The sequence below is a fragment of the Shinella yambaruensis genome (assembly GCF_022899355.1).
Classification (GTDB): Bacteria; Pseudomonadota; Alphaproteobacteria; order Rhizobiales; family Rhizobiaceae; genus Shinella; species Shinella yambaruensis.
Map to the genome: position 1 here is coordinate 39340 of NZ_JALJCK010000017.1, position 21909 is coordinate 61248.

The following is a 21909-nucleotide window of genomic DNA, read 5'->3' on the forward strand; positions in this document are numbered from 1 at the left end:
CGACACCGGCGCGGACGGACAGAAGGACTATATCCATGGCTCAGCAGCTCCTCATGCCAAAGGCGACCGCGGTCTGGCTGGTCGACAACACGGCGCTGTCGTTCGACCAGATCGCCACATTCTGCAAACTGCACCCGCTCGAAGTGAAGGCGATCGCCGACGGCGAATCGGCCCAGGGCATCAAGGGCCTCGACCCCATCTCGACCGGCCAGCTGTCGCGCGAAGAGATCGCCCGCGCCGAAGCCAATCCGAATCACAAGCTGAAGCTTTCCGAACCGAAGGTCCGCGTGCCGGAATCCAAGCGCAAGGGCCCGCGCTACACGCCGGTCTCCAAGCGCCAGGACCGCCCCAACGCCATTCTCTGGCTGGTACGCAACCATCCCGAACTGAAGGATGCGCAGATCTCGCGTCTCGTCGGCACGACCAAATCGACGATCGAGCAGATCCGCGAACGCACCCACTGGAACTCGACCAACCTGACACCGATGGACCCCGTGACGCTGGGCCTGTGCTCGCAGATCGACCTCGACCTCGAAGTCGAACGCGCTTCGAAGGGCCGTCCGCTGCCGACCGCCGCCGAGCTCGGTGCGACGCTGGAATCCGCGCAGGAAACGGAAAAGCTGCCCTACAGCACCGACCGCGAGGACGAGAAGGAAATCGACGCCGACGCCGTCTTCGCCAAGCTGAAGTCGCTGAAGTCGGCCACGCCGGACGAAGACGAGGACGACCGCTTCTAAGCCGCGCTCTTTTGAGGTGTTGCTCTCTCATCCGTCATGCTCGGGCTTGACCCGAGCATCCACCCGCCGCGGGTGAGGCGTAGATCCTCGGATTTAACCCGAGAATGACAACAGTGGACGGTAAGGTCTATCATTTATGCAACCCGGCCTTTCGGCCGGGTTTTTTACTACTCAAACAATCCGCCGCCCGGACAGCACTTCAGCGATCTCATCCAGGATGGCCGGATCGTCGATGGTCGCCGGCATCTTCCAGTCCACCCCGTCGGCGATCTTCTGCATGGTGCCGCGCAGGATCTTTCCGGAACGTGTCTTCGGCAGGCGCTTCACGCAGATCGCCGTCTTGAAGGCGGCGACCGGGCCGATGCGCTCGCGCACGAGGCCCACCACCTCCTGCTCCACGAGCGATGATTCACGTGAAACACCGCTCTTCAGCACGAGGAAACCGGCCGGCAGCTGGCCTTTCAGCGCATCGGCGACGCCGATGACGGCGCATTCGGCGACATCCGGGTGGCTGGCGCAGACCTCCTCCATCGCTCCCGTCGAGAGACGGTGGCCGGCAACGTTGATGATATCGTCGGTGCGCGACATGATGAAGACGTAGCCGTCCTCGTCGACATAACCGGCATCGGCGGTCTTGTAATAGCCCGGGAATTCCGAAAGGCAGGCCGAGCGGAACCGTTCGTCGGCATTCCAGAAGGTCGTCAGGCAGCCGGGGGGGAGGGGCAGCTTGATGGCGATGTTGCCGAGCGTGCCGGGCGAAACCTCATGGCCGGCATCGTCCAGCACATGCAGTTCGTAGCCCGGCATGGGCACGGTGGGGGAGCCGTGTTTCACGGGCAACTGGCCGAGGCCGAGCGGATTGCCGACGATCGCCCAACCGGTCTCCGTCTGCCACCAGTGATCGATGACCGGCACGCCGAGCACCGCCTCGGCCCAGCGGATCGTGTCCGGATCGGCCCGCTCGCCGGCAAGGAAGAGCGCGCGCAGGCTGGAAGTGTCGTGCCGCTTGACGAGCGCGCCCTCCGGATCCTCCTTGCGGATGGCGCGGAAGGCCGTCGGGGCGGTGAAGAGCACCGAGACCTTGTAATCCTCCACCACGCGCCAGAAGGCGCCGGCATCCGGCGTGCCAACCGGCTTGCCCTCATAGAGCACCGTGGTGCTGCCGTTGAGAAGCGGCGCATAGACGATGTAGGAATGGCCGACGACCCAGCCGATATCCGACGCCGCCCAATAGACCTCGCCGCGCTCCACGCCGTAGAACGCCTGCATCGTCCAGGCGAGCGCGACCATGTGGCCGCCATTGTCGCGGATGACGCCCTTGGGCTGGCCGGTCGTGCCCGACGTATAGAGGATGTAGAGCGGATCGGTGGCCGCCAGCGGCGCACAGGGAATGACGCGCCCCGCATCCCGCGCCGCCGCAAGCGCGGGGCCGAGATCGACGTCGCGCCCCGCCTTCAGCTCCGCCGCCAGTTCCGGCCGCTGCAAGACGAGGCAGCGTTCCGGCTTGTGTGCAGCAAGCTCGATCGCCGTATCCAGCAGCGGCTTGTAGGCGACCACGCGATTGGGCTCGATGCCGCAGCTTGCGGTGACGACGAGCTTGGCGGTGGAATCATCGATGCGCGCCGCAAGCTCGCTCGCGGCGAAGCCGCCGAACACCACCGAATGGATCGCCCCGATGCGCGCGCAGGCGAGCATGGCGAAGACCGCCTCGGGGATCATCGGCATGTAGAGAATGACGCGGTCGCCCTTTTCCACGCCCTGATCGACGAGCACCGCCGCCATGGCGTTCACATGGGTGAGGAGTTCGTCGTAGCTGTAGCGCGCCTTGCGGCCGGTCACCGGGCTGTCATAGATCAGCGCGGCGTCCGCGCCATGCCCCGCCGCCACATGCCGGTCCACGCAATTGTGACAGGTATTGCCGACCGCATCGGGAAACCAGCGCCCATAGACGCCCTGCTCTCCGTCGAAAATATCCGCCGGTTCGCTGAACCAGTCGATTGCCCGGGCCGCCTCGGCCCAATGACCCCTGTGGTCATTCTTCCACGCCCGATAGATCTCGGCATAGGTCTTCTGCATCGCATCCTCCATGTCCGGCCTCCTGAAACGGCCGGCTCCTCCAGAAGGAAGAATAGGAGAGGACGATGCATCGGAAAAGCCAGACGAAAGCCTCAAGCGGCACATCGCCTCTTGCGCTTCGTCAAGCGAGGATGTCAGCGCGTTCCGAAAATCGCCGAACCGACGCGCACGCTGGTCGCACCGAAGCCGATGGCGACATCATAGTCGCCGGACATGCCCATCGACAGCCGATCGAGATTGCAGCGTTCGGCGAGCTTGGCGAGCAAGGCGAAATGCGGGCCTGGATTCTCGTCCGCCGGCGGAATGCACATCAGCCCCTCGATGGTGAGGCCGAGCTCGTCGCGGCAGAGGGCGACGAAGGCGACCGTATCGTCCGGCGCGATGCCGGCCTTCTGCGGTTCAAGCCCGGTATTGACCTGGACATAGAGCCGCAAGGCGCGCCCCTGCCGCGCCATTTCGGCGGCGATCGCGCGGGCGATCTTTTCCCGGTCCACCGTCTCGATGACATCGAAGAGCGCCACGGCCTCGGCCGTCTTGTTGGATTGCAGCGGGCCGATCAGGTGAAGCTCGATGCCGGCCGCCTCGGCGCGCAGCGCGGGCCACTTGCCTTGGGCCTCCTGCACGCGGTTCTCGCCGAACACCCGCTGGCCGGCCGCGATCGCCGGGCGAATCGCCTCGGCATCGAAGGTTTTCGAGACCGCCACCAGCGTCACCGCCTCGGGCCTGCGGCCGGCCTCGGCAGCCGCCTTGCGCATCCGGTTGCGAACGTCTTCGAGACGGTCCTGAAGGTCCATGCTCATTCTCCATCGGCATCTGGTTCCGGACCTAGCGAAATCGACGCGGTTTGCCAAGCGTGCGCATGCCGCATCTCTTTGGCCCGGGGGCTGGAAAACTTGACGCTTCGGCGGTTTCATGATGAAGGTCTCGGCACCATATTCGCATGGGCGCACCGCCCTCCAAGACTCCCAAAAGACTTCCGGAACATCAAAGACATGGCCACCGAACGTTACAATCCGCGCGATGCCGAACCCCGCTGGCAGGCAAAATGGAACGACGACAGCGTCTTCCTGACCAATAACGACGACCCGCGCGAAAAGTACTACGTGCTCGAGATGTTCCCCTACCCGTCGGGCCGCATCCATATGGGCCATGTGCGCAACTATGCGATGGGCGACGTCGTCGCGCGCTACAAGCGCGCCCGCGGCTACAACGTGCTGCATCCGATGGGCTGGGACGCCTTCGGCATGCCCGCCGAGAACGCCGCCATGCAGAACAAGGTGCACCCCAAGGGCTGGACCTATGACAACATCGCGACCATGCGCAACCAGTTGAAGTCCATGGGCCTGTCGCTGGACTGGTCGCGCGAATTCGCCACCTGCGACGTGGAATATTACCACCGCCAGCAGCACCTCTTCCTCGACTTCCTGGAAAAGGGCCTCGTCTACCGCAAGCAGTCCAAGGTGAACTGGGACCCGGTCGACCATACGGTGCTTGCCAACGAGCAGGTCATCGACGGCCGCGGCTGGCGCTCCGGCGCGCTCGTCGAGCAGCGCGAGCTGACCCAGTGGTTCTTCCGCATCACCGATTTCAGCCAGGACCTGCTCGATTCGCTGGAAACGCTCGACCAGTGGCCTGAAAAAGTCCGCCTGATGCAGAAGAACTGGATCGGCCGTTCCGAAGGCATGCTGGTGCGCTGGGAAATTTCCGAAGGCGCGGGCCTGACGGGCGAAAAGGACGTCACCGTTTACACGACCCGTCCCGACACGCTGTTCGGCGCCTCCTTCATCGCCATCTCCGCCGACCACCCGCTTGCCCGCGAGGCGTCTGCGAAGAACCCCGAGATCATGGCGTTCGCCGAGGAATGCCGCCGCGCCAGCACCTCGCTCGCGGCGCTGGAAACGGCGGAGAAGAAAGGCATGGACACCGGCATCCGCGTGCGCCATCCCTTCGACGCGGCCTGGGAGCTCCCCGTCTACATCGCCAACTTCGTGCTGATGGACTACGGCACGGGCGCCATCTTCGGCTGCCCCTCCGGCGACCAGCGCGACCTCGACTTCGCCCGCAAATATAACCTGCCGGTCGTGCCCGTCGTCATGCCGAAGGATGGCGACGCGGCCACCTTCACCATTGCCGACGAGGCCTATGTCGGCGACGGCGTAATGATCAATTCCGGCTTCCTCGACGGCCTTGGCACCGAGGAAGCCTTCGAGGAGGTCGCGAACCGCCTCTCCGCCATCACGCTCGGCAACGCCCCGCAGGGCGAGCGCAAGGTGAACTTTCGCCTGCGCGACTGGGGTATTTCGCGCCAGCGCTACTGGGGCTGCCCGATCCCGGTCATCCATTGCGAGCAGTGCGGCGTGGTGCCCGTGCCGAAGGCCGACCTGCCGGTCAAGCTGCCCGACGACGTCACCTTCGACAAGCCGGGCAACCCGCTCGACCGCCATCCGACCTGGCGCCACGTCGCCTGCCCGCAGTGCGGCGGGGACGCCCGCCGCGAAACGGACACGATGGACACCTTCGTCGATTCGTCCTGGTACTTCGCCCGCTTCACCGCCCCGTGGGAAAACGACCCGACGGATCCCGCCGCCGCCAACGCCTGGCTGCCGGTCGACCAGTATATCGGCGGCATCGAGCATGCGATCCTGCACCTGCTCTATTCGCGCTTCTTCACCCGCGCCATGCAGGTTTCCGGCCATCTCGACCTGAAGGAGCCCTTCAAGGGTCTCTTCACCCAGGGCATGGTGGTGCACGAGACCTACAGCCGCAGCGTCGCCGACAAGCGCGAATGGGTGACGCCCGCCGAAATCCGCATCGAGGAGGAGGGCGGCAAGCGCCGCGCGGTCCATCTCGAATCCGGCGAAGAAATCGCCATCGGCTCGATCGAGAAGATGTCGAAGTCGAAGAAGAACGTCGTCGATCCGGATGACATCATCGCCTCCTACGGCGCCGATACCGCCCGCTTCTTCGTGCTCTCCGACTCCCCGCCGGACCGCGACGTCATCTGGTCGGAAGCCGGCGTCGAAGGGGCCCATCGCTTCGTCCAGCGCGTCTGGCGCCTCGTTTCCGAGGCAGCGCCGGCCCTGAAGGCCGCGGAAAGCCGTCCCGGCACGGAGGGCGAGGCACTCGCCGTCTCGCAGGTCGCGCACAAGACGCTGAAGGCCGTGCAGGCCGATTACGACAAGCTCGCCTTCAACAAGGCCGTCGCGCGCATCTACGAATTCGTCAACGCGCTCGCCGCGCCGCTCACCGTCGCCGCTGCCGGCAAGGCCTCGCCAGACCTCGCAGCCGCCCTGCGCGAAGCCGTCGGCATCCTGATCCGCGTCGTCGCCCCCATGACGCCGCATCTGGCCGAAGAATGCTGGCGCGAGATCGGCGGAGAAGGCCTCGTCGCCAACACACCTTGGCCCTCCTACGAAGACCGCCTCGTCGCCGACGACGAGATCACGCTGCCCGTGCAGATCAACGGCAAGAAGCGTGCGGATTTGACAATCGCCCGCGATGCGGACCAGACTGCCGTCCAGGCGGCCGTTCTGGCGCTCGAGGCGGTCCAGGCCGTGCTCGCCGGCCAGCAGCCCAAGAAGATCATCGTCGTACCGCAGAGGATCGTGAATGTTGTTGTCTGACGGAACCGGCCTTTCCCGGTTCGCAAAGGCGTTCGCCGGCATCGCCATCCTCGGCGTCGTCGCCGGCTGCCAGGTGCGGCCGCTGTATTCCACGCCCGCCGGCACGGAGGGCAAGCTTGCCTCCGTGGCCATCTCGAAGGCCGACGACCGCGTGGAACAAAGGGTCCGCAATGAGCTGATCTTCCTCTTCTCCGGCGGCGGCGGCGAGACGCAGAGCGCGCTCTACCACCTCGAGCTCAATGTCGCCGTCCGCAAGGTCGGCGTGCTGCTCGACGTGCGCGACGACATTCCCCGCGCCGGCCGCATCGTCGTCTCGGCCGACTACAATCTCGTGCAGACCGACTCCGGCGAAACATTGGCGTCCGGAAAGCGCTCCACCGTCGCGCTCGTCGATTATCCCGTGCAGGAATTCGCCAAGCTGCGCGCCGTGCGGGACGCCGAGGATCGTGCTGCCCGCGAGCTGGCGGAGCTGATCCGCGCGGATGTCGCGTCGGCGCTCGGCCGTCGCTGAGCCGGCTATGGCCGAAGTCAAGTCGCACGAGTTCGACGGTTTCCTGAAGCGCAAACCGCTGCCCGTGCGGCTGTTCCTCGTCTATGGTCCCGATCGGGGCCTGGTTTCCGAGCGGGCGGCCGCACTGGCGGCGGTCAGCGGCGTCGATCTCAACGACGCCTTTTCCGTCGTGAAACTCGATGCTGGCGAGGTCGGCAGCCAGCCGGGCCGGCTTATCGACGAGATGAACGCCATCGGCCTCTTCGGCGGCGACCGCCTCGTCTGGGTCCGCAATGCCGGCAGCGAGAAGGGTCTTTCCGACGCGCTGGAAATCCTTTCCAAGATGCCGGCCGGGCCATCCACGCTGATCATCGAGGCAGGTGACCTGAAGAAGGGCGCCGGACTGCGCAAGGCGGCCGAATCCGGTTCCGCAGTCGTCGCTATCCCCTGTTACGCCGATGACGGACGTGCCCTGCAGGCACTCATCGATCAGGAGCTCGCCGCCGAGGGCTTGCGCATTTCCCCCGCAGCCCGTTCACGCCTGGTGGAAACCATCGGCGGCGACCGGCTCGCCTCGCGCAACGAGGTGCGCAAGCTTGCGCTCTATTGCCGTGGCAGGGAACTGATCGAGGAGCAGGATGTCGAGGAGATCGTCGGCGATGCCAGCGCGATCTCGACGGACGATGCCGTCGATGCCATTCTCAAGGGCGACAAGGACGGTTTCCTGCACGCCATCCAGAAGATCGTTTCCTCCAAGACGCCGGTCTTCCTGGTGCTGCAGGGTTGCCTTCGGCAGTTCCAGCTTCTGGAGCTGATGCGCGCGGAAATGGATGAAAAACGCGCACCGGCCGCCCAAGCCATGGCGACCCTTGGCCGCCATCTGCATTTCCGTCGCAAGCCGATCGTCGAAAATGCCCTGAAAACCTGGACGGGGCCGGCGATCCGGCGCGAAACGCAACGCCTGCAGGCTGCTATCCTGCAAAGCCGGCAACGCCCGGCCTTGGAGGACACGATCGCCATGCAGACGATGCTGGCGACCGTGCTTCAATCCGCGCGGCGTTGAATCCGGCTAAGGATGTTACCGCCGGTTACCGCCGCTCAAGAAGCCGGCAGATTTCCTCGAGCTGCTCGAGCGTCTTGTAAGCAATTCGCAGCTGCCCGCCGTTTCCCTTGTGATTGACGGTCACATCGAGGCCCAGCACGTCCGACAGCGTGCGCTCCAGCGCCAGCGTATCGGCATCCTTCTCGTCCTTGCGCGGCGCCTGGCCGTGATTGGGATCGCCCTGCGCCTTGATATCGTTCTGTGCAAGACGTTCCGCGTCACGCACCGACATGCCCTTCGCCACGACGGTCTTTGCCAGGGCGACAGGATCGGAGGTCGGGATGAGCGCACGCGCATGGCCGGCCGATAGCGAACCGGAGGCCAGCATGTCGCGCACCGGTTCCGGCAGCTTGAGCAGGCGAAGGCTGTTTGCCACATGGCTGCGGCTCTTGCCGATGATCTCGCCGAGATCGTTTTGCGTGTAACCGTGATCGGCGATCAGCAGCTCATAGCCCATCGCCTCTTCCAGCGGATTGAGGTCGGAGCGCTGTACGTTCTCCACGATGGCGATTTCCAGCGCCGTGCGGTCGTCCACGTCGCGAATGATGACCGGAATGTCGATCAGCCCCGCCAGCTGCGCGGCGCGCCAGCGGCGCTCGCCGGCGATGATCTCGTAGCGACTGTCGGCCGTGGTGCGCACGACGACCGGCTGAACGATGCCGTGCTGGCGAATGGACGAGGCCAGATCCTGCAGCTCCGATTCGTCAAAATAGCGCCGCGGATTGCGCGGATTGCGACCGACGAATTCGATCGGAACCAGGCGATCGGGATTGACCGCCGGGCGCTCGCCGACATCGGCGGCGGGCAGCTGGTCCATTTCACCGATCAAGGCGGCGAGGCCGCGGCCAAGGCGCCGCTTCGAGTTGTCTTCATTCATCGGTTCTACTCACGGATACTGAAATCAGGCAGCCCGGCGCTGCCTTTCACGCTGGATCACCTCGGAAGCGAGCTGAAGATAGGCCTGGCTTCCGGCGCATTTGAGATCGTAGAGAATGGCCGGCTTGCCATAGGACGGCGCCTCGGACACGCGGACATTGCGCGGAATAAGTGTATGATAGACTTTTTCACCGAGATGCGTGCGCACGTCGTTGACGACCTGCTGCGCAAGATTGTTGCGCGAATCGAACATGGTGAGCACGATGCCCTGGATATCCAGATACGGATTGATGGTGCGGCGAACCTGGTCCACCGTCTCCAGCAGCTGGCTCAGGCCTTCCAGCGCAAAGAACTCGCATTGCAGCGGCACCAGCACGGAATGCGCCGCGGCGAGCGCATTCATCGTCAGGAGGTTGAAAGACGGCGGGCAATCGACCAGCACGTAAGAGTAAGTCAGCGCTTCGGCCGAGGCGAGGGCGCGCCGCAGCCGGAAAACGCGGTCGTTCTGCTGCGCGATTTCCATTTCGATGCCCAGGAGGTCCATCGTCGAGGGAATGATCGACAGATTGGGCACGGCCGTCTGCAGCACCGTCTCCGCGACGCCGTGGCTGCCGATCAGCAGATCATAGGAAGAGAGTTCCCGGGTGCGGCGATCGATGCCGAGGCCCGTGCTGGCATTGCCCTGCGGATCAAGATCGACAATCAGCACGCGCTCACCGATCGCGGCCAGCGCCGTGGCGAGGTTGATCGCGGTCGTCGTCTTGCCGACGCCGCCCTTCTGATTCGCAATGGTGATGATCCGGTTCTTTTCGATTGCCATGGGCATCCGCCAATCACTCGCGTCTTCGCGAAAGCTTCGAGAGTTCGAGCACCACGGAATCCGGCTCGACGACACTGGCATGTTTTACCAGATCGAATCTCCACCGACCAAGCGCTTTATCGACCTCGCGCTGGTAATCCCGGCCTTTATGAAGGAAAAACCGTAGATCCGGATTACGCTCGGCCCATGGCCAGCCGAAATCCATCAGGAGATCGAGGTCCGCCAAGGCCCGGGCGGAGATCGCGTCGCAATGGGCGATTGCCGCCGGCGCCTCTTCGATGCGAATCGCATGCACCGACGCGCGCGCACCGGTTTCGCGGATAGCCGTTCGCAGGAAGGCGGCCTTCTTGTTGTTGCTTTCGATGAGATGAACCCATCCGTCTCCCGCGCCGGCCAGCAGAATACCCGTGACAATGCCCGGGAAACCGCCCCCGCTGCCGAGATCCGCCCAAATCCGCGGCCCAGAATATAGGGCATAGATCTGCATGCTATCGACAACATGGCGGCTCCAGACTTCCGCTAAGGTCGAGGGAGCCACCAGATTGATGGTCTTCGCCCACTTCTGAAAAAGCGCAACGAAGGCGTTCAGCCTGTCCTCGGTTTCACGTGAAACATTCAGCGCGGCAAATTCGCGGGGCAAAGGCTTCATGCGCTGGCAGTCCGTTCCATCGCTGCCGCGGCGGGCACGCGCTTAAGATAGGCAAGCAGGAGAGTCAAGGCAGCCGGCGTCATGCCGTCCACCCGCGCGGCCTGTGCAAGATTCGCCGGGCGCGCCGCGGCCAATTTCTGCTGCAATTCGATGGAGAGGCCGGGGAGGGCGGCAAAATCAAAGTCGGCGGGGATGCCACGATCTTCTTCCCGCCTTGCCTCGGCTATATCTGCTGCCTGCCGATTCATGTAGACCGCATAGCCGGCCTCGATTTCGATGGCATCGCGAACACGGGGGGAGAAGGCGTCGAGCTCTGGCCAAACGGCCGCCAGCCGCGCGAAGTCGACGTCCGGATAGGCGAGCAGATCGTAGGCGGAACGGCGAACACCATCCTGGTTGATCCGGATCCCCTTGCTCGCCGCCTCATTGGGCGACAGCTTCAGCGTATCGAGCCGTTCTCGCAGGCGCTGCATGTACGCCGACCATTCCTCGAAGCGTCGGCGCCGGTCTGCACCGACAATGCCAAGCGCCATGCCGGATGCCGTCAACCGCGCGTCGGCATTGTCAGCCCGCAGCGAAAGGCGATACTCCGCACGCGAGGTGAACATGCGGTACGGCTCGGTCACGCCGCGGGACGTCAAGTCATCGAGCATCACCCCGATATAGCTCTCCGTGCGGCTGAAGACGTGTCCCTCCATGCCCGCGGCCCGCCGGGCGGCGTTCAGTCCGGCAACCAGCCCCTGCGCCGCGGCCTCCTCGTACCCGGTCGTACCGTTGATCTGGCCGGCCAGGAAAAGCCCACGCTGCCGCCGGGTTTCCAGGGTGGCGGACAGTTCCCGCGGATCGACATGGTCGTATTCGATGGCGTAACCCGGCTGCAGAATACGCACCCTCTCCAAGCCGGGGATGGTCTGAATGAAGGCCTGCTGTATATCCGCCGGAAGCGATGTCGAGATGCCGTTCGGATAGACGGTGTCGTCGTCCAGACCCTCGGGCTCCAAGAAAATCTGATGACCGTCCCGTTCGCCGAACTTCACGATCTTGTCCTCGATCGACGGGCAATAGCGTGGGCCGACACCTTCGATCTGGCCGGAATACATGGCCGATCGGCCGATATTCTCCTCAATGATGCGGTGCGTCGCGGCCGTCGTTCGCGTGACGCCGCATTCGATCTGCGGTGTCGTGATACGATCGGTCATGAAGGAGAACGGCACCGGCGTCTCATCTGCCGCCTGGCGCCCAACCGCGTTCCAATCGATGGTACGGCCATCGAGGCGTGCGGGCGTGCCGGTTTTCAAGCGGCCAAGCCGGAAGCCGAAGCGCTCGAACGTCGCCGACAGCCCAAGGGAGGGGTCTTCTCCCACGCGGCCAGCCGGGATTTTTTCGGAACCGATATGAATAAGGCCACGCAGGAACGTGCCCGTAGTGACTACCACCGCACCGCAGGAAAGACGTCGTCCGTCCTTCAAGGCCACAGCCTGAATACGACCATCTGCGCAAGCGAGATCATACGCGTCGCCTTCGACGACGGTCAGGCCGGCAATCTGCGCAATCTCCGCCTGCATCGCCTCGCGATAGAGCTTCCGATCGGCCTGGCTGCGCGGGCCGCGCACCGCGGGGCCTTTACGCCGGTTCAGCAGGCGGAACTGAATACCGGCCCGGTCGGCAACCCGTCCCATCAAGCCATCCAGCGCGTCCACTTCCCGGACAAGATGACCCTTGCCAAGACCGCCAATCGCAGGATTGCAGGACATAACCCCGATCGTCGAGGCCTTGTGGGTGAGTAGAGCCGTTTGCGCGCCGAACCGCGCGGCGGCGGCAGCGGCCTCGACGCCCGCATGCCCACCACCGATCACCACCACATCATATGTCTTCACTGTCGTCATATTGTACCACCTGTTTCACGTGAAACGCCCAGCGCGACTCGTGTACGTTGTGTTGTTTCACGTGAATCACTTGCCAATGCAAAATTCCGAAAAGATCACGTCCAGCAGGTTCTCTACATCCACCCGACCCGTGACCCGGCCCAGCGCCTGACCGGCGAGGCGGAGATGTTCCGCCTGTATATCGAGGCCGCTCCCGCCCGCATCCAGCGCCGTGCCGATGTGGCTGCGCGCTTCCGCGAGATTGTCCGCATGCCGTTGACGCGTTGGAAGCGCCAAGGCGCTTCCCTGATCCAGATCCGGCAGGTACCCGCTCACCAGATCCAGAAGTGCCGATATGCCTTCACCCGTCCGCACGGAAATCTTAACATCAGCTTCAGGATCCCGCCAAGCGGCATCCTGCCTGTCCGCCTTGGTCTGGACACGGATAATCGGACCGTCATATCCCTCGGTGAACGCGACCCAATCAGGCTCCGCAAGTGACGACAACAGAAGCACCAGATGGGCCTGGGCCATGGAGAGCTGTGTCCGGCGGATACCCTCCTGCTCGACAACGTCATCCGTCTCGCGCAGGCCTGCCGTATCATAGAGCCGAACGGCGAAGCCGTCGAGGTCCAGATCGACATGCAGCACATCCCGCGTCGTTCCCGGGACGTCAGTGACAATGGCGACATCCCGTTTTGCGAGATAATTCAACAGGCTCGACTTTCCCGCATTGGGTGGACCCACGATGACGACCTTGAGGCCATCCCGCACGATCTCCCCAGTTCTCACACCCGAAAGATGGTTAAGGATTTCTTGCTCCAATTGCCGCATGTCGCGCCAGACGGTATCTGCAATGGAACCGGGAACATCGTCCTCATCAGCAAAGTCCAGTTCGGCTTCGATCATGGCGCGCGCATGTGTCAGTCGTTTCGCCCACGAATCATAGAGCTTCGACAGACCGCCGGACGATTGCTCTGCCGCCAGACGGCGTTGCATCTCGGTTTCCGCCGCAATGAGATCCGCCAGGCCCTCCACTTCGATCAGATCCATGCGGCCGTTCAGGAAGGCGCGCCGGGAAAATTCACCTGCTTCCGCGGCACGAAGACCGGCCATGCCGGCAAGCTCCGCAAGAACAGCCTTGACCGTGGCCCGCCCGCCATGGATCTGAAGTTCCGCGCAATCCTCGCCCGTGAAAGAGTTTGGGCCGGGGAAGAACAAGACCAGGCCCGCGTCGAGCTTCTCACCGTTCCGGTTACGAATCGAGAGCAGGGACGCGCGTCTTTCCGCGGGCTGGCGGCCGCACAGCGCTTGCACCGCCTGGCCGCTTGCGGGTCCGCTCAGGCGAATCACCGCCACGCCGGAGGGCAAGCCACCGCTCGACAAGGCAAAGATCGTGTCCGTGGACATCATGATTTATCATTCCGGGTGCGAATCGGCGATTCCGTTTCGGAGGAGAATCGATTTCTTCTCCTGAAACGAAAATGGTCCCGCCTTACGGCGGGACCATGTCTTTACGCACGTTCGTGCCTATTGGCTATGTGTTCATCGAATCGAAGAAATCGCCGTTGTTCTTCGTCTGCTTCAGCTTGTCGATCAGGAATTCGATCGCATCCGTGGTGCCCATCGGGGCAAGAATGCGGCGCAACACGAAGATCTTCTGGAGATCCTGGCGCGGCACCAGAAGGTCTTCCTTGCGCGTGCCGGACTTGAGGATGTCCATGGCCGGGAAGATGCGCTTGTCGGCGACCTTGCGGTCCAGCACGATTTCCGAGTTGCCGGTGCCCTTGAACTCCTCGAAGATCACTTCGTCCATACGGCTGCCCGTGTCGATCAGCGCCGTCGCGATGATGGTCAGCGACCCGCCTTCCTCGATATTGCGCGCCGCGCCGAAGAAGCGCTTCGGGCGCTGCAGGGCGTTCGCGTCGACGCCGCCGGTCAGCACCTTGCCCGACGACGGAACAACCGTGTTGTAGGCGCGGCCGAGGCGGGTGATCGAATCAAGCAGGATCACGACGTCGCGGCCGTGCTCGACGAGGCGCTTTGCCTTCTCGATGACCATTTCGGCGACCTGGACGTGGCGCGTCGCCGGTTCGTCGAAGGTCGAGGAAACGACTTCGCCCCGCACCGATCGCTGCATGTCCGTCACTTCCTCCGGACGCTCGTCGATCAAGAGGACGATGAGATAACATTCCGGATGGTTTGCGGTGATCGAATGGGCGATGTTCTGCAGGAGAACCGTCTTACCCGTGCGCGGCGGGGCGACGATGAGGCCGCGCTGGCCCTTGCCGAGAGGCGCGACGAGATCGATGACGCGCGGCGACAGATCCTTCGAGGTCGGGATCTCGAGTTCCATCTTGAAGCGCTCGTTCGGGTAGAGCGGCGTCAGGTTGTCGAAGTGGACCTTGTGGCGGATCTTCTCCGGATCGTCGAAATTGATCGTGTTGACCTTGAGCAGCGCGAAATAGCGTTCGCCTTCCTTCGGGCCGCGGATCGGGCCTTCCACCGTATCGCCGGTCTTCAGCGAGAAGCGGCGGATCTGGGAGGGCGAGATATAGATATCATCCGGGCCGGGCAGGTAGTTCGCATTGGCCGACCGCAGGAAGCCGAAACCGTCCTGCAGCACTTCCACGACACCCTCGCCGATGATCTCCACGTCCTGCGCGGCCAGCATCTTCAGGATCGCAAACATCAGTTCCTGCTTGCGCATCGTGCTCGCGTTCTCGACCTCGAGCGATTCGGCAAAGGCAAGGAGGTCGGTCGGAGTCTTGTTCTTGAGGTCTTGTAGCTTCATTTCGGCCATGAATGGTCCATGCTGGGTGTCATCGGGATGGGAAAAGGCGTGCGGGTCAAGGCCGAACTGCGGGGGATCGGGTGCAGTTCACTGAACGAATACACATGCCACGAAAGATGAGATGCGCGGAAAATAGCGGTTCCGGTGCTGGCCCGCAAGGGGGCTTTGAAATTTCATCCGTTTTGTCGCAGAGGCTCAGAACGGTTTGACGACGACCAGAATGACGATGAGGATCATCAGGAGCGCCGGCGCCTCGTTCCAGATGCGCCACTGGCGGCCGCTCCGGGTGTTGCGGTCCTCGGCGAAGGCCTTGACGGCCCGACCATAGAACTGGTGCACGCCGGTCATGAGGACGACCAGGGCGAGCTTGGCGTGCAGCCAGCCGCCCTGGAAACCGTAGACGGACCAGGCGAGATAGAGGCCGAGCAGCCAGGAAAGGCCCATCGCCGGCTGCATGATGACCCGGTAGAGCCGCTGTTCCATCACCTTGAAGACCTGCGCCTCGGCCGAGCCGGGCGGGGCATCCGTGTGATAGACGAAGAGCCGCGGCAGGTAGAGCAGGCCCGCCATCCAGGAGATGACGGCGATGATGTGCAACGCCTTGATCCAAAGATAGAGATCGTCCGGCGGATGGAGGACGAGGAGGAGCGCAAGCAGCGCGAAGACGACAAGCACCACCGCGGCGCGCAGCCGCGCCCGGCGCCCGGCGCTCTCGCCCGCCTGCTTCTCGCTCACCGCGCTTCCCCGCGCACCCGCGCCACGAGGCGCGTGACAGTGTCCGGATCGGCCTGCGGCGTGATGCCATGGCCGAGATTGAAGATCAGCGGCCCATTGCCGAGCGCCTGCAGGATGGCGTCGATGCCTTCGTCGAGCGCCGCGCCGCCGGCGACGACGCGCATCGGATCGAGATTGCCCTGGACAGGGCCGTCCTTCTGCAGGTCGGCCGCGAAGGAGAGCGGTACGGACCAGTCGAGGCCGATGGCGTCGGCGCCGGTCTGCTGCCGGTAGGATTTCAGGAGCACGCCCGCTCCCTTGGCAAAGGCGATGATCTTCGCCTGCGGTCGGCGGGCCTTGACCGAAGAGATGATGCGCTGCACGGGCCGGACGGCGAAATCGGCAAACTCGCGTTCGCCGAGAACGCCGGCCCAGGAATCGAAGATCTGCACCGCATCGGCGCCGGCATCGATCTGCGCCACCAGGTAGTCGGCCGAGAGCTCGGCGAGCACGTCGAGCAGATGCGCGAAGGCGCGTGGCTCCCTGTAGGCGAAGAGACGCGCGGGGGCCTGGTCGGGCGTTCCATGCCCGGCGATCATGTAGGTGGCAACGGTCCAGGGCGCGCCGCAGAAGCCGAGCAATGCCGTTTCCTCCGGCAGGGCGCTGCGGATGCGGCCGACCGCCTCTATGACCGGCTGGAGGTGACCTACCACCCCGTCCCCCTTCAGGGCGAAAATGCCATCGGCGTCGATCGGGTCGAGGCGCGGTCCATGCCCTTCCTCGAAGCGCACATTGCGCCTCAGGGCATCGGGAATGACGAGGATATCGGAAAACAGGATCGCCGCGTCGAAGCCATAGCGGCGGATCGGCTGGAGCGTCACTTCCGTCGCCAACTCCGGCGAATAACAGAGGTCGAGGAAGCTTCCCGCTGCCGCGCGGGTCTGCCTGTATTCCGGCAGGTAGCGTCCGGCCTGGCGCATCAGCCAGAGGGGAGGAGGGGAGATTGTTTTCCCGTTCAGGACATCGACGATCTTCCGGCTTTTCGCAGACACCGCGGGGTTCTCCCAATCAATGAAATAATCTCTTTGAAAAGGTTTCTATTTCTTAGAGTCGGTGACTATCAAGGATTAAATCCTCTCCACAGGGATCCGGCCTTGCCGGCGGCAGGGCGGAAAAGACGAAGCCCGCAGGAAGATTTTCTGAGAATAATGCGGAGAACCGGATTCGCCTTTTCGAATCAAGCCGATCGGCGGCATCGACAAAAGAGCCTTGCTGTGGATGAGATGTGGAGAAGCGCGACACTTTGCCGTGTCATGAGTCTTATCCACATGGGCCGTGAATCCTGTTCCCGTCTCTCGCGGATTGTGGATAAAAAGGCGGTTATCCCCTTGCCTCCCGATCCCCGTCGTTCTTAGCTCGGTGCTGTCCCGGTTCATCAACAGGGGGCGGAGGATATTGTGGAAAGCACCAGAAACTACTTCCATCTGCACCTGATATCGGACTCGACGGGCGAGACGCTGATTGCCGCGGGGCGGGCGGCAGCCGCGCAGTTCCAGTCGTCCCAGGCGCTCGAACATGTCTATCCGCTGATCCGCAACCGCAAGCAGCTCATGCCCGTGCTCGATGCCATCGACGGAGCGCCGGGCATCGTGCTCTATACGATCGTCGACCGGGAGCTTTCGGAGATCATCGACCAGCGTTGCCGGGAGATGGGCGTGCCCTGCGTCTCTGTGCTCGAGCCGGTGATCGACCTCTTCCAGTCCTATCTCGGTGCGCCCTCGCGCCGGCGGGTGGGCGCGCAGCATGTGATGAACGCGGAATATTTCGCGCGGATCGACGCGCTCAACTTCACGATGGACCATGACGACGGGCAGCTGCCGGCCGATCTCGACGAGGCGGATGTCATCCTTGTCGGTATCAGCCGTACCTCGAAGACGCCGACGAGCATCTATCTCGCCAATCGCGGCATCAAGACCGCCAATGTACCGATCGTGCTCGGCGTGCCCCTGCCGGAGCGGCTGTCGACGACGACGAAACCGCTGGTCGTCGGGCTGATCGCCACCACGGACCGCATTGCCCAAGTGCGGCAGAACCGGGTGCTCGGCCAGACGCAGGATTTTCGCGGCGACGATTATGTCGACCGGTCGCAGATTTCCGAGGAACTGAAATATGCCCGTGCCATCTGTGCACGCAACAACTGGCCGATCATCGACGTCACCCGGCGATCGATCGAGGAAACGGCCGCCGCCATCGTTGCTCTTCGCCCGAAGCTTCGCTAACCCGGAGGGGAAACGGAGATTTTCATGACGTCGCTGATCCTCGCCTCGCAAAGTCCCTTTCGCCGCATGTTGATGGACAATGCGGGCCTTGCCTTTGAAACCGAGGCGGCCGATCTCGACGAGCGCGCGATCGAAACCGCGCTTGCGGCCGGCAACCCGACGCCGCCGGAGATCGCCCAGGCGCTGGCGATCGAAAAGGCCGTGAATGTGGCGCGGCGCAATCCCGGCGCCCTCGTCATCGGTTCCGACCAGACGCTGTCCCTGGAGGGGCGGGTGTTTCACAAGCCGGCTGACATGGCGGAGGCCAAGACCCATCTTCAGGCCATGTCCGGTCGCACCCATTCGCTGAACTGCGGCATCGCCCTGGTACGGGACGGAGAGACATTGTGGAGCCACATCTCCATCGCGCATCTGACGATGCGGCCGCTGTCCGGCGATTTCATCGATCGCCATCTGGCGCGGGTCGGACCGCGGGTGCTGGCGAGCGTCGGCGCCTATCAGCTCGAGGGCGAAGGGGTGCAGCTCTTCGAGCGGATCGACGGCGACTATTTCACCATTCTCGGCCTGCCGCTGCTTCCCTTGCTGGCTAAACTTCGCGATCTCGGTGCCATCGATGCATGATTCACGTGAAACAATCGGTCGCCACGCCTTCGTGACGGGCTATCCGGTCAAACATTCGCGCTCGCCGCTGATCCATGGATACTGGCTGGAAACGCTGGGATTGCAGGGATCCTATACGCGGCAGGAGGTTTTGCCCGAGGATTTCGCCGGCTTCATTTCCCGTTTGAAAAGCGGTGAATCCGGCTTCATCGGCGGCAATGTCACCATCCCGCACAAGGAAACGGCCTTTGCGCTCGCCGACCGGCCGGATGCGCTGAGCGAAGAGCTCGGGGCGTCGAACACGCTTTGGCTGGAGGACGGCCGGCTCCATGCGACCAACACCGACGGCTTTGGATTTCTCGCCAATCTCGATGCCGCCGCGTCCGGCTGGGACAGGACGGACCGGGCCGTCATCCTCGGGGCTGGCGGCGCCAGCCGGGCGATCCTCCAGGCGGTACGCGATCGCGGCGTTGCGGAAATCCACGTCGTCAACCGCACCGCCGCCCGCGCGCAGGAACTGGCCGACCGTTTCGGGCCGAGCGTGCACGCCCATCCGATGGCGGCCCTGCCGGAGGTCATGAAGGGAGCGGGGCTGTTCGTCAACACGACGTCGCTCGGCATGGATGGCGAGGCGGCACCGGATTTCGACTTCTCGCCCCTGGGTGAGGGCGCGGTAGTGACGGACATCGTCTATGTGCCGCTGGTCACGCCGATCCTGCGTCAGGCGGCCGAGCAGGGTTTTGCCACGGTGGATGGCCTCGGCATGCTCCTGCACCAGGCGGTGCCGGGCTTTGAAAAATGGTTCGGTGTGCGGCCGGCCGTCGATGCGCGATTGCGCCGGATGATCCTCGCCGACATGGAGGCGCACCGATGATCGTGCTCGGCCTCACCGGATCGATCGGAACAGGCAAGTCGACGACCGCGGCGATGTTCCGCGATCTCGGTGTGCCGGTGCATGACGCGGATGCGACGGTGCACGACCTCTATCGGACGGAGGCCGTCGCGCCGGTCGCCGCGCGCTTTCCCGAAGCGCTGCGCGATGGCGTCATCGACCGCACGGCACTGTCGGCGACGCTGGCCCGGTTCCCGGACCGCTTTGCCGCGCTGGAGGCGATCATTCACCCGCTTGTGCGGGCACGCGAGAAAGCCTTCCTCGATGCGCAGCGGGATCATGGATCGCCGCTCGTCCTGCTCGACATCCCGCTGCTCTACGAGACCGGGGGGGAAGCGCGGGTGGACAAGGTGGTGGTCGTCACCTGCGATCCGGACATACAAAGACAGCGCGTGCTCGCCCGCCCGGGCATGACGGAGGAGAAATTCCAGCTCATCCTGTCACGCCAGACACCGGATACGGAAAAGCGCCGGCGCGCCGATTTCCTCATCGATACCGGCAAGGGGCTTGAAGCGGCGCGCAAACAGGTGGAAGAGATCGTTGAAAGCTTGAAGGGACAAGAGCACTAATGCGCGAGATCATCTTCGATACGGAAACGACCGGCCTCGACAACAAGCTCGACCGCGTCATCGAAATCGGCGGCGTGGAGCTGGAGAACCATTTTCCGACCGGCCGCACGCTGCACCTCTTCATCAGCCCGGGCGACCGCAAGGTGCATCCGGATGCGCTTGCCGTGCACGGCATCACGGACGAATTCCTCAAGGACAAGCCGCCTTTTGCCGATCTGGCGCAGCAGATCCTCGATTTCTTCGGCGATGCCCGCTGGGTGGCGCACAATGCCAACTTCGACATGGGCTTCATCAACGCCGAGTTCGAGCGCATCGGCCTGCCGCCGATCCTGCAGGAGAAGGTGACGGACACGCTGGCGCTGGCGCGCCGCAAGCATCCGATGGGACCGAACTCGCTCGATGCGCTCTGCCGGCGCTACGGCATCGACAATTCGCATCGCACGAAACACGGCGCCCTGCTCGACTCCGAGCTTCTGGCCGAGGTCTATATCGAGATGATCGGCGGCCGGCAGGCGGCGCTCGGGCTCGGCATGGCCGAGAGCGGCCGGCGGACGCTGGTCGAGGCGGAGGACGATGTCGTCCTGCCGCTGGGCGTCAGGCCGAAGCCGCTTGCGCCCCGCCTTTCCGAGGAAGAGCGCGCCGCCCATGCCACCATGGTGCAGAAGATGGGCGACAAGGCGATCTGGGCGAAATACGGCGCGTGAACCTGGCCCAGCTTTTCAAAAAGCAAAAGAAAACGCCCGGTCACCAGGTGGCCGGGCGTTTTCGTTGAAAGCCGGTGGTCGCCTCAGTTGGCGTTGACCTTGGCCTTGACCTGTTCTTCGGCCATGCGCTGGGTGAACATCTGCGCGAAATCGATCGGATCGATCATCAGCGGCGGGAAACCGCCGTTGCGGGTCGCGTCGGCGATGATCTGGCGGGCGAAGGGGAAGAGCAGGCGCGGGCACTCGATGAAGAGCACCGGCAGCATGTGTTCCTGCGGGAAGCCCGCAACGCGGAAGACGCCGCCATAGGCGAGTTCGGCGTTGAAGAGCATCTTGTCGCCGTCCTTGGCTTCCGCGTTCAGCGAAAGGATGACATCGAAGTCCGTCTCGGAGAGCGGGTTTGCATTGACGTTGACGCTGATGTTGATCGCCGGCGCCTTGTCACGGGCCTGGAGCGACCGCGGTGCACCCGGGTTTTCGAAGGAGAAGTCCTTCACATACTGCGCCAGGATGTTGAGCGAGGGGCTCGCGGCGTTGTTCTCGGTTGCTGCGTCGGTCATGAAAGTATCCTCGGGGACTCTGGAAAGTCAGGCCATCTAGCATTTCGGCCCCGGGCTTACAACCCGCCGTCACGGCCGGCCGTCGCGATGAAAGTCGCTTTCGTCGAGATCGATGGTGCGCTGGGGGCCTGTCTGCGGCCGGTTGCCGGGGTGCGTGCCGCCGATGTCGACGACCACGATGTTGCGCATCAGCCGGTTCCAGAGGAACGTGCGGACGGGCGGCAGAAACAGGGCGAGCCCCACGATATCGGTGAGGAAGCCGGGAATCAGCAACAGGATGCCGGCGATCATGATCATCGCGGCATCGAGCATTTCCTTGCCCGGCGCGCGGCCGTCCTGGCCGGCCTGGCGCAGCCGGGCAAGCACGCCGAAACCCTGGATGCGCATCAGCACGATGCCGGCGACGGCCGAAAGCACGACCAGCGACAGGGTGGCAAAAAGGCCGATGCGCCGCCCGACGAGAATGAAACAGGCGATTTCCGCCAGCGGCAGCAGGAGAATGAAGAGGGGAATGAGACGTCGCAGCATGGCCTTCACTGTCGCACAGTTTAGCGCGGAC

Annotated in this window: 21 protein-coding genes; 9 read left to right on the plus strand and 12 right to left on the minus strand. The window is 63.9% G+C overall.

The window, feature by feature from the left end; translation table 11 throughout:
• Positions 1-35: 35 nt before the first annotated feature.
• Positions 36-737: a DUF1013 domain-containing protein gene (locus MUU56_RS28925; RefSeq protein ID WP_064331962.1), complete on the plus strand. Its 702-nt coding sequence runs from the start codon at positions 36-38 to the stop codon at positions 735-737.
• 171 nt (positions 738-908) lie between these two features.
• Here MUU56_RS28925 and MUU56_RS28930 read toward each other — a convergent pair whose 3' ends face one another.
• On the minus strand, positions 909-2813 hold the full coding sequence (locus tag MUU56_RS28930) for a propionyl-CoA synthetase (protein WP_244770820.1): 1905 nt from the start codon (positions 2811-2813) through the stop codon (positions 909-911).
• Between the two features lie 134 nt (positions 2814-2947).
• Entirely contained in the window at positions 2948-3607 is a 660-nt protein-coding gene (locus tag MUU56_RS28935) for a YggS family pyridoxal phosphate-dependent enzyme (RefSeq protein ID WP_244770741.1), read from the minus strand.
• A gap of 198 nt (positions 3608-3805) precedes the next feature.
• On the opposite strand from MUU56_RS28935, the gene leuS reads away from it, so the two are divergent.
• The 3 genes from leuS to holA are packed head-to-tail and all read left to right on the plus strand — an operon-like array spanning position 3806 to position 7989.
• The gene (leuS, locus tag MUU56_RS28940) at positions 3806-6436 is read left to right on the plus strand and encodes a leucine--tRNA ligase (protein WP_244770742.1); all 2631 of its coding nucleotides are present in this window, start codon (positions 3806-3808) and stop codon (positions 6434-6436) included.
• Positions 6423-6947, plus strand: coding sequence for an LPS assembly lipoprotein LptE (gene lptE, locus MUU56_RS28945; RefSeq protein ID WP_244770743.1), 525 nt, complete (start codon positions 6423-6425; stop codon positions 6945-6947). The genes leuS and lptE overlap by 14 nt, the downstream gene beginning before the upstream one ends.
• A gap of 7 nt (positions 6948-6954) precedes the next feature.
• Positions 6955-7989: a DNA polymerase III subunit delta gene (gene holA / locus MUU56_RS28950; protein WP_244770744.1), complete on the plus strand. Its 1035-nt coding sequence runs from the start codon at positions 6955-6957 to the stop codon at positions 7987-7989.
• 25 nt (positions 7990-8014) lie between these two features.
• Here the strand turns inward: holA and MUU56_RS28955 are convergent, their stop codons facing one another.
• From MUU56_RS28955 to hemE, 8 genes are all read right to left on the minus strand, one after another.
• A complete protein-coding gene (locus tag MUU56_RS28955) occupies positions 8015-8905 on the minus strand; it encodes a ParB/RepB/Spo0J family partition protein (protein ID WP_244770745.1) in 891 nt (296 codons plus the stop codon).
• Positions 8906-8929: 24 nt separating this feature from the next.
• Entirely contained in the window at positions 8930-9724 is a 795-nt protein-coding gene (locus tag MUU56_RS28960) for a ParA family protein (RefSeq protein WP_244770746.1), read from the minus strand.
• A 13-nt stretch (positions 9725-9737) separates the two neighbouring features.
• Positions 9738-10373: a 16S rRNA (guanine(527)-N(7))-methyltransferase RsmG gene (gene rsmG / locus MUU56_RS28965; protein ID WP_244770747.1), complete on the minus strand. Its 636-nt coding sequence runs from the start codon at positions 10371-10373 to the stop codon at positions 9738-9740.
• On the minus strand, positions 10370-12250 hold the full coding sequence (gene mnmG / locus MUU56_RS28970; RefSeq protein ID WP_398432919.1) for a tRNA uridine-5-carboxymethylaminomethyl(34) synthesis enzyme MnmG: 1881 nt from the start codon (positions 12248-12250) through the stop codon (positions 10370-10372). The genes rsmG and mnmG overlap by 4 nt, the downstream gene beginning before the upstream one ends.
• Before the next feature lie 75 nt (positions 12251-12325).
• Positions 12326-13651, minus strand: a complete 1326-nt coding sequence (gene mnmE, locus MUU56_RS28975; RefSeq protein ID WP_244770749.1) for a tRNA uridine-5-carboxymethylaminomethyl(34) synthesis GTPase MnmE — start codon at positions 13649-13651, stop codon at positions 12326-12328.
• Between the two features lie 124 nt (positions 13652-13775).
• A complete protein-coding gene (gene rho / locus MUU56_RS28980; RefSeq protein WP_024271281.1) occupies positions 13776-15041 on the minus strand; it encodes a transcription termination factor Rho in 1266 nt (421 codons plus the stop codon).
• A 186-nt stretch (positions 15042-15227) separates the two neighbouring features.
• Positions 15228-15767 (minus strand): protoporphyrinogen oxidase HemJ, encoded by a 540-nt coding sequence (gene hemJ, locus MUU56_RS28985; protein WP_244770750.1) that lies wholly within the window; start codon positions 15765-15767, stop codon positions 15228-15230.
• A complete protein-coding gene (gene hemE, locus MUU56_RS28990; RefSeq protein ID WP_244770751.1) occupies positions 15764-16798 on the minus strand; it encodes a uroporphyrinogen decarboxylase in 1035 nt (344 codons plus the stop codon). Before hemE ends, hemJ begins: the two co-directional genes overlap by 4 nt.
• A 405-nt stretch (positions 16799-17203) precedes the next feature.
• Between hemE and MUU56_RS28995 the strand changes: the two genes are divergently transcribed.
• The 5 genes from MUU56_RS28995 to dnaQ are packed head-to-tail and all read left to right on the plus strand — an operon-like array spanning position 17204 to position 20790.
• On the plus strand, positions 17204-18025 hold the full coding sequence (locus tag MUU56_RS28995; protein ID WP_244770752.1) for a pyruvate, water dikinase regulatory protein: 822 nt from the start codon (positions 17204-17206) through the stop codon (positions 18023-18025).
• Positions 18026-18049: 24 nt separating this feature from the next.
• Complete coding sequence (locus MUU56_RS29000; RefSeq protein ID WP_244770753.1) at positions 18050-18646, plus strand: Maf-like protein; 597 nt, start codon at positions 18050-18052, stop codon at positions 18644-18646.
• The gene (locus MUU56_RS29005) at positions 18639-19499 is read left to right on the plus strand and encodes a shikimate dehydrogenase (protein WP_244770754.1); all 861 of its coding nucleotides are present in this window, start codon (positions 18639-18641) and stop codon (positions 19497-19499) included. The genes MUU56_RS29000 and MUU56_RS29005 overlap by 8 nt, the downstream gene beginning before the upstream one ends.
• On the plus strand, positions 19496-20086 hold the full coding sequence (gene coaE, locus MUU56_RS29010) for a dephospho-CoA kinase (RefSeq protein ID WP_244770755.1): 591 nt from the start codon (positions 19496-19498) through the stop codon (positions 20084-20086). The genes MUU56_RS29005 and coaE overlap by 4 nt, the downstream gene beginning before the upstream one ends.
• Entirely contained in the window at positions 20086-20790 is a 705-nt protein-coding gene (gene dnaQ / locus MUU56_RS29015) for a DNA polymerase III subunit epsilon (protein WP_244770756.1), read from the plus strand. The genes coaE and dnaQ overlap by 1 nt, the downstream gene beginning before the upstream one ends.
• 83 nt (positions 20791-20873) lie before the next feature.
• On the opposite strand, the gene secB is transcribed toward dnaQ, so the two are convergent.
• Both secB and MUU56_RS29025 read right to left on the minus strand, forming a co-directional pair.
• A complete protein-coding gene (secB, locus tag MUU56_RS29020) occupies positions 20874-21350 on the minus strand; it encodes a protein-export chaperone SecB (protein WP_244770757.1) in 477 nt (158 codons plus the stop codon).
• A 69-nt stretch (positions 21351-21419) separates the two neighbouring features.
• Positions 21420-21878, minus strand: a complete 459-nt coding sequence (locus MUU56_RS29025) for an FxsA family protein (RefSeq protein WP_244770758.1) — start codon at positions 21876-21878, stop codon at positions 21420-21422.
• Positions 21879-21909 lie beyond the last annotated feature (31 nt).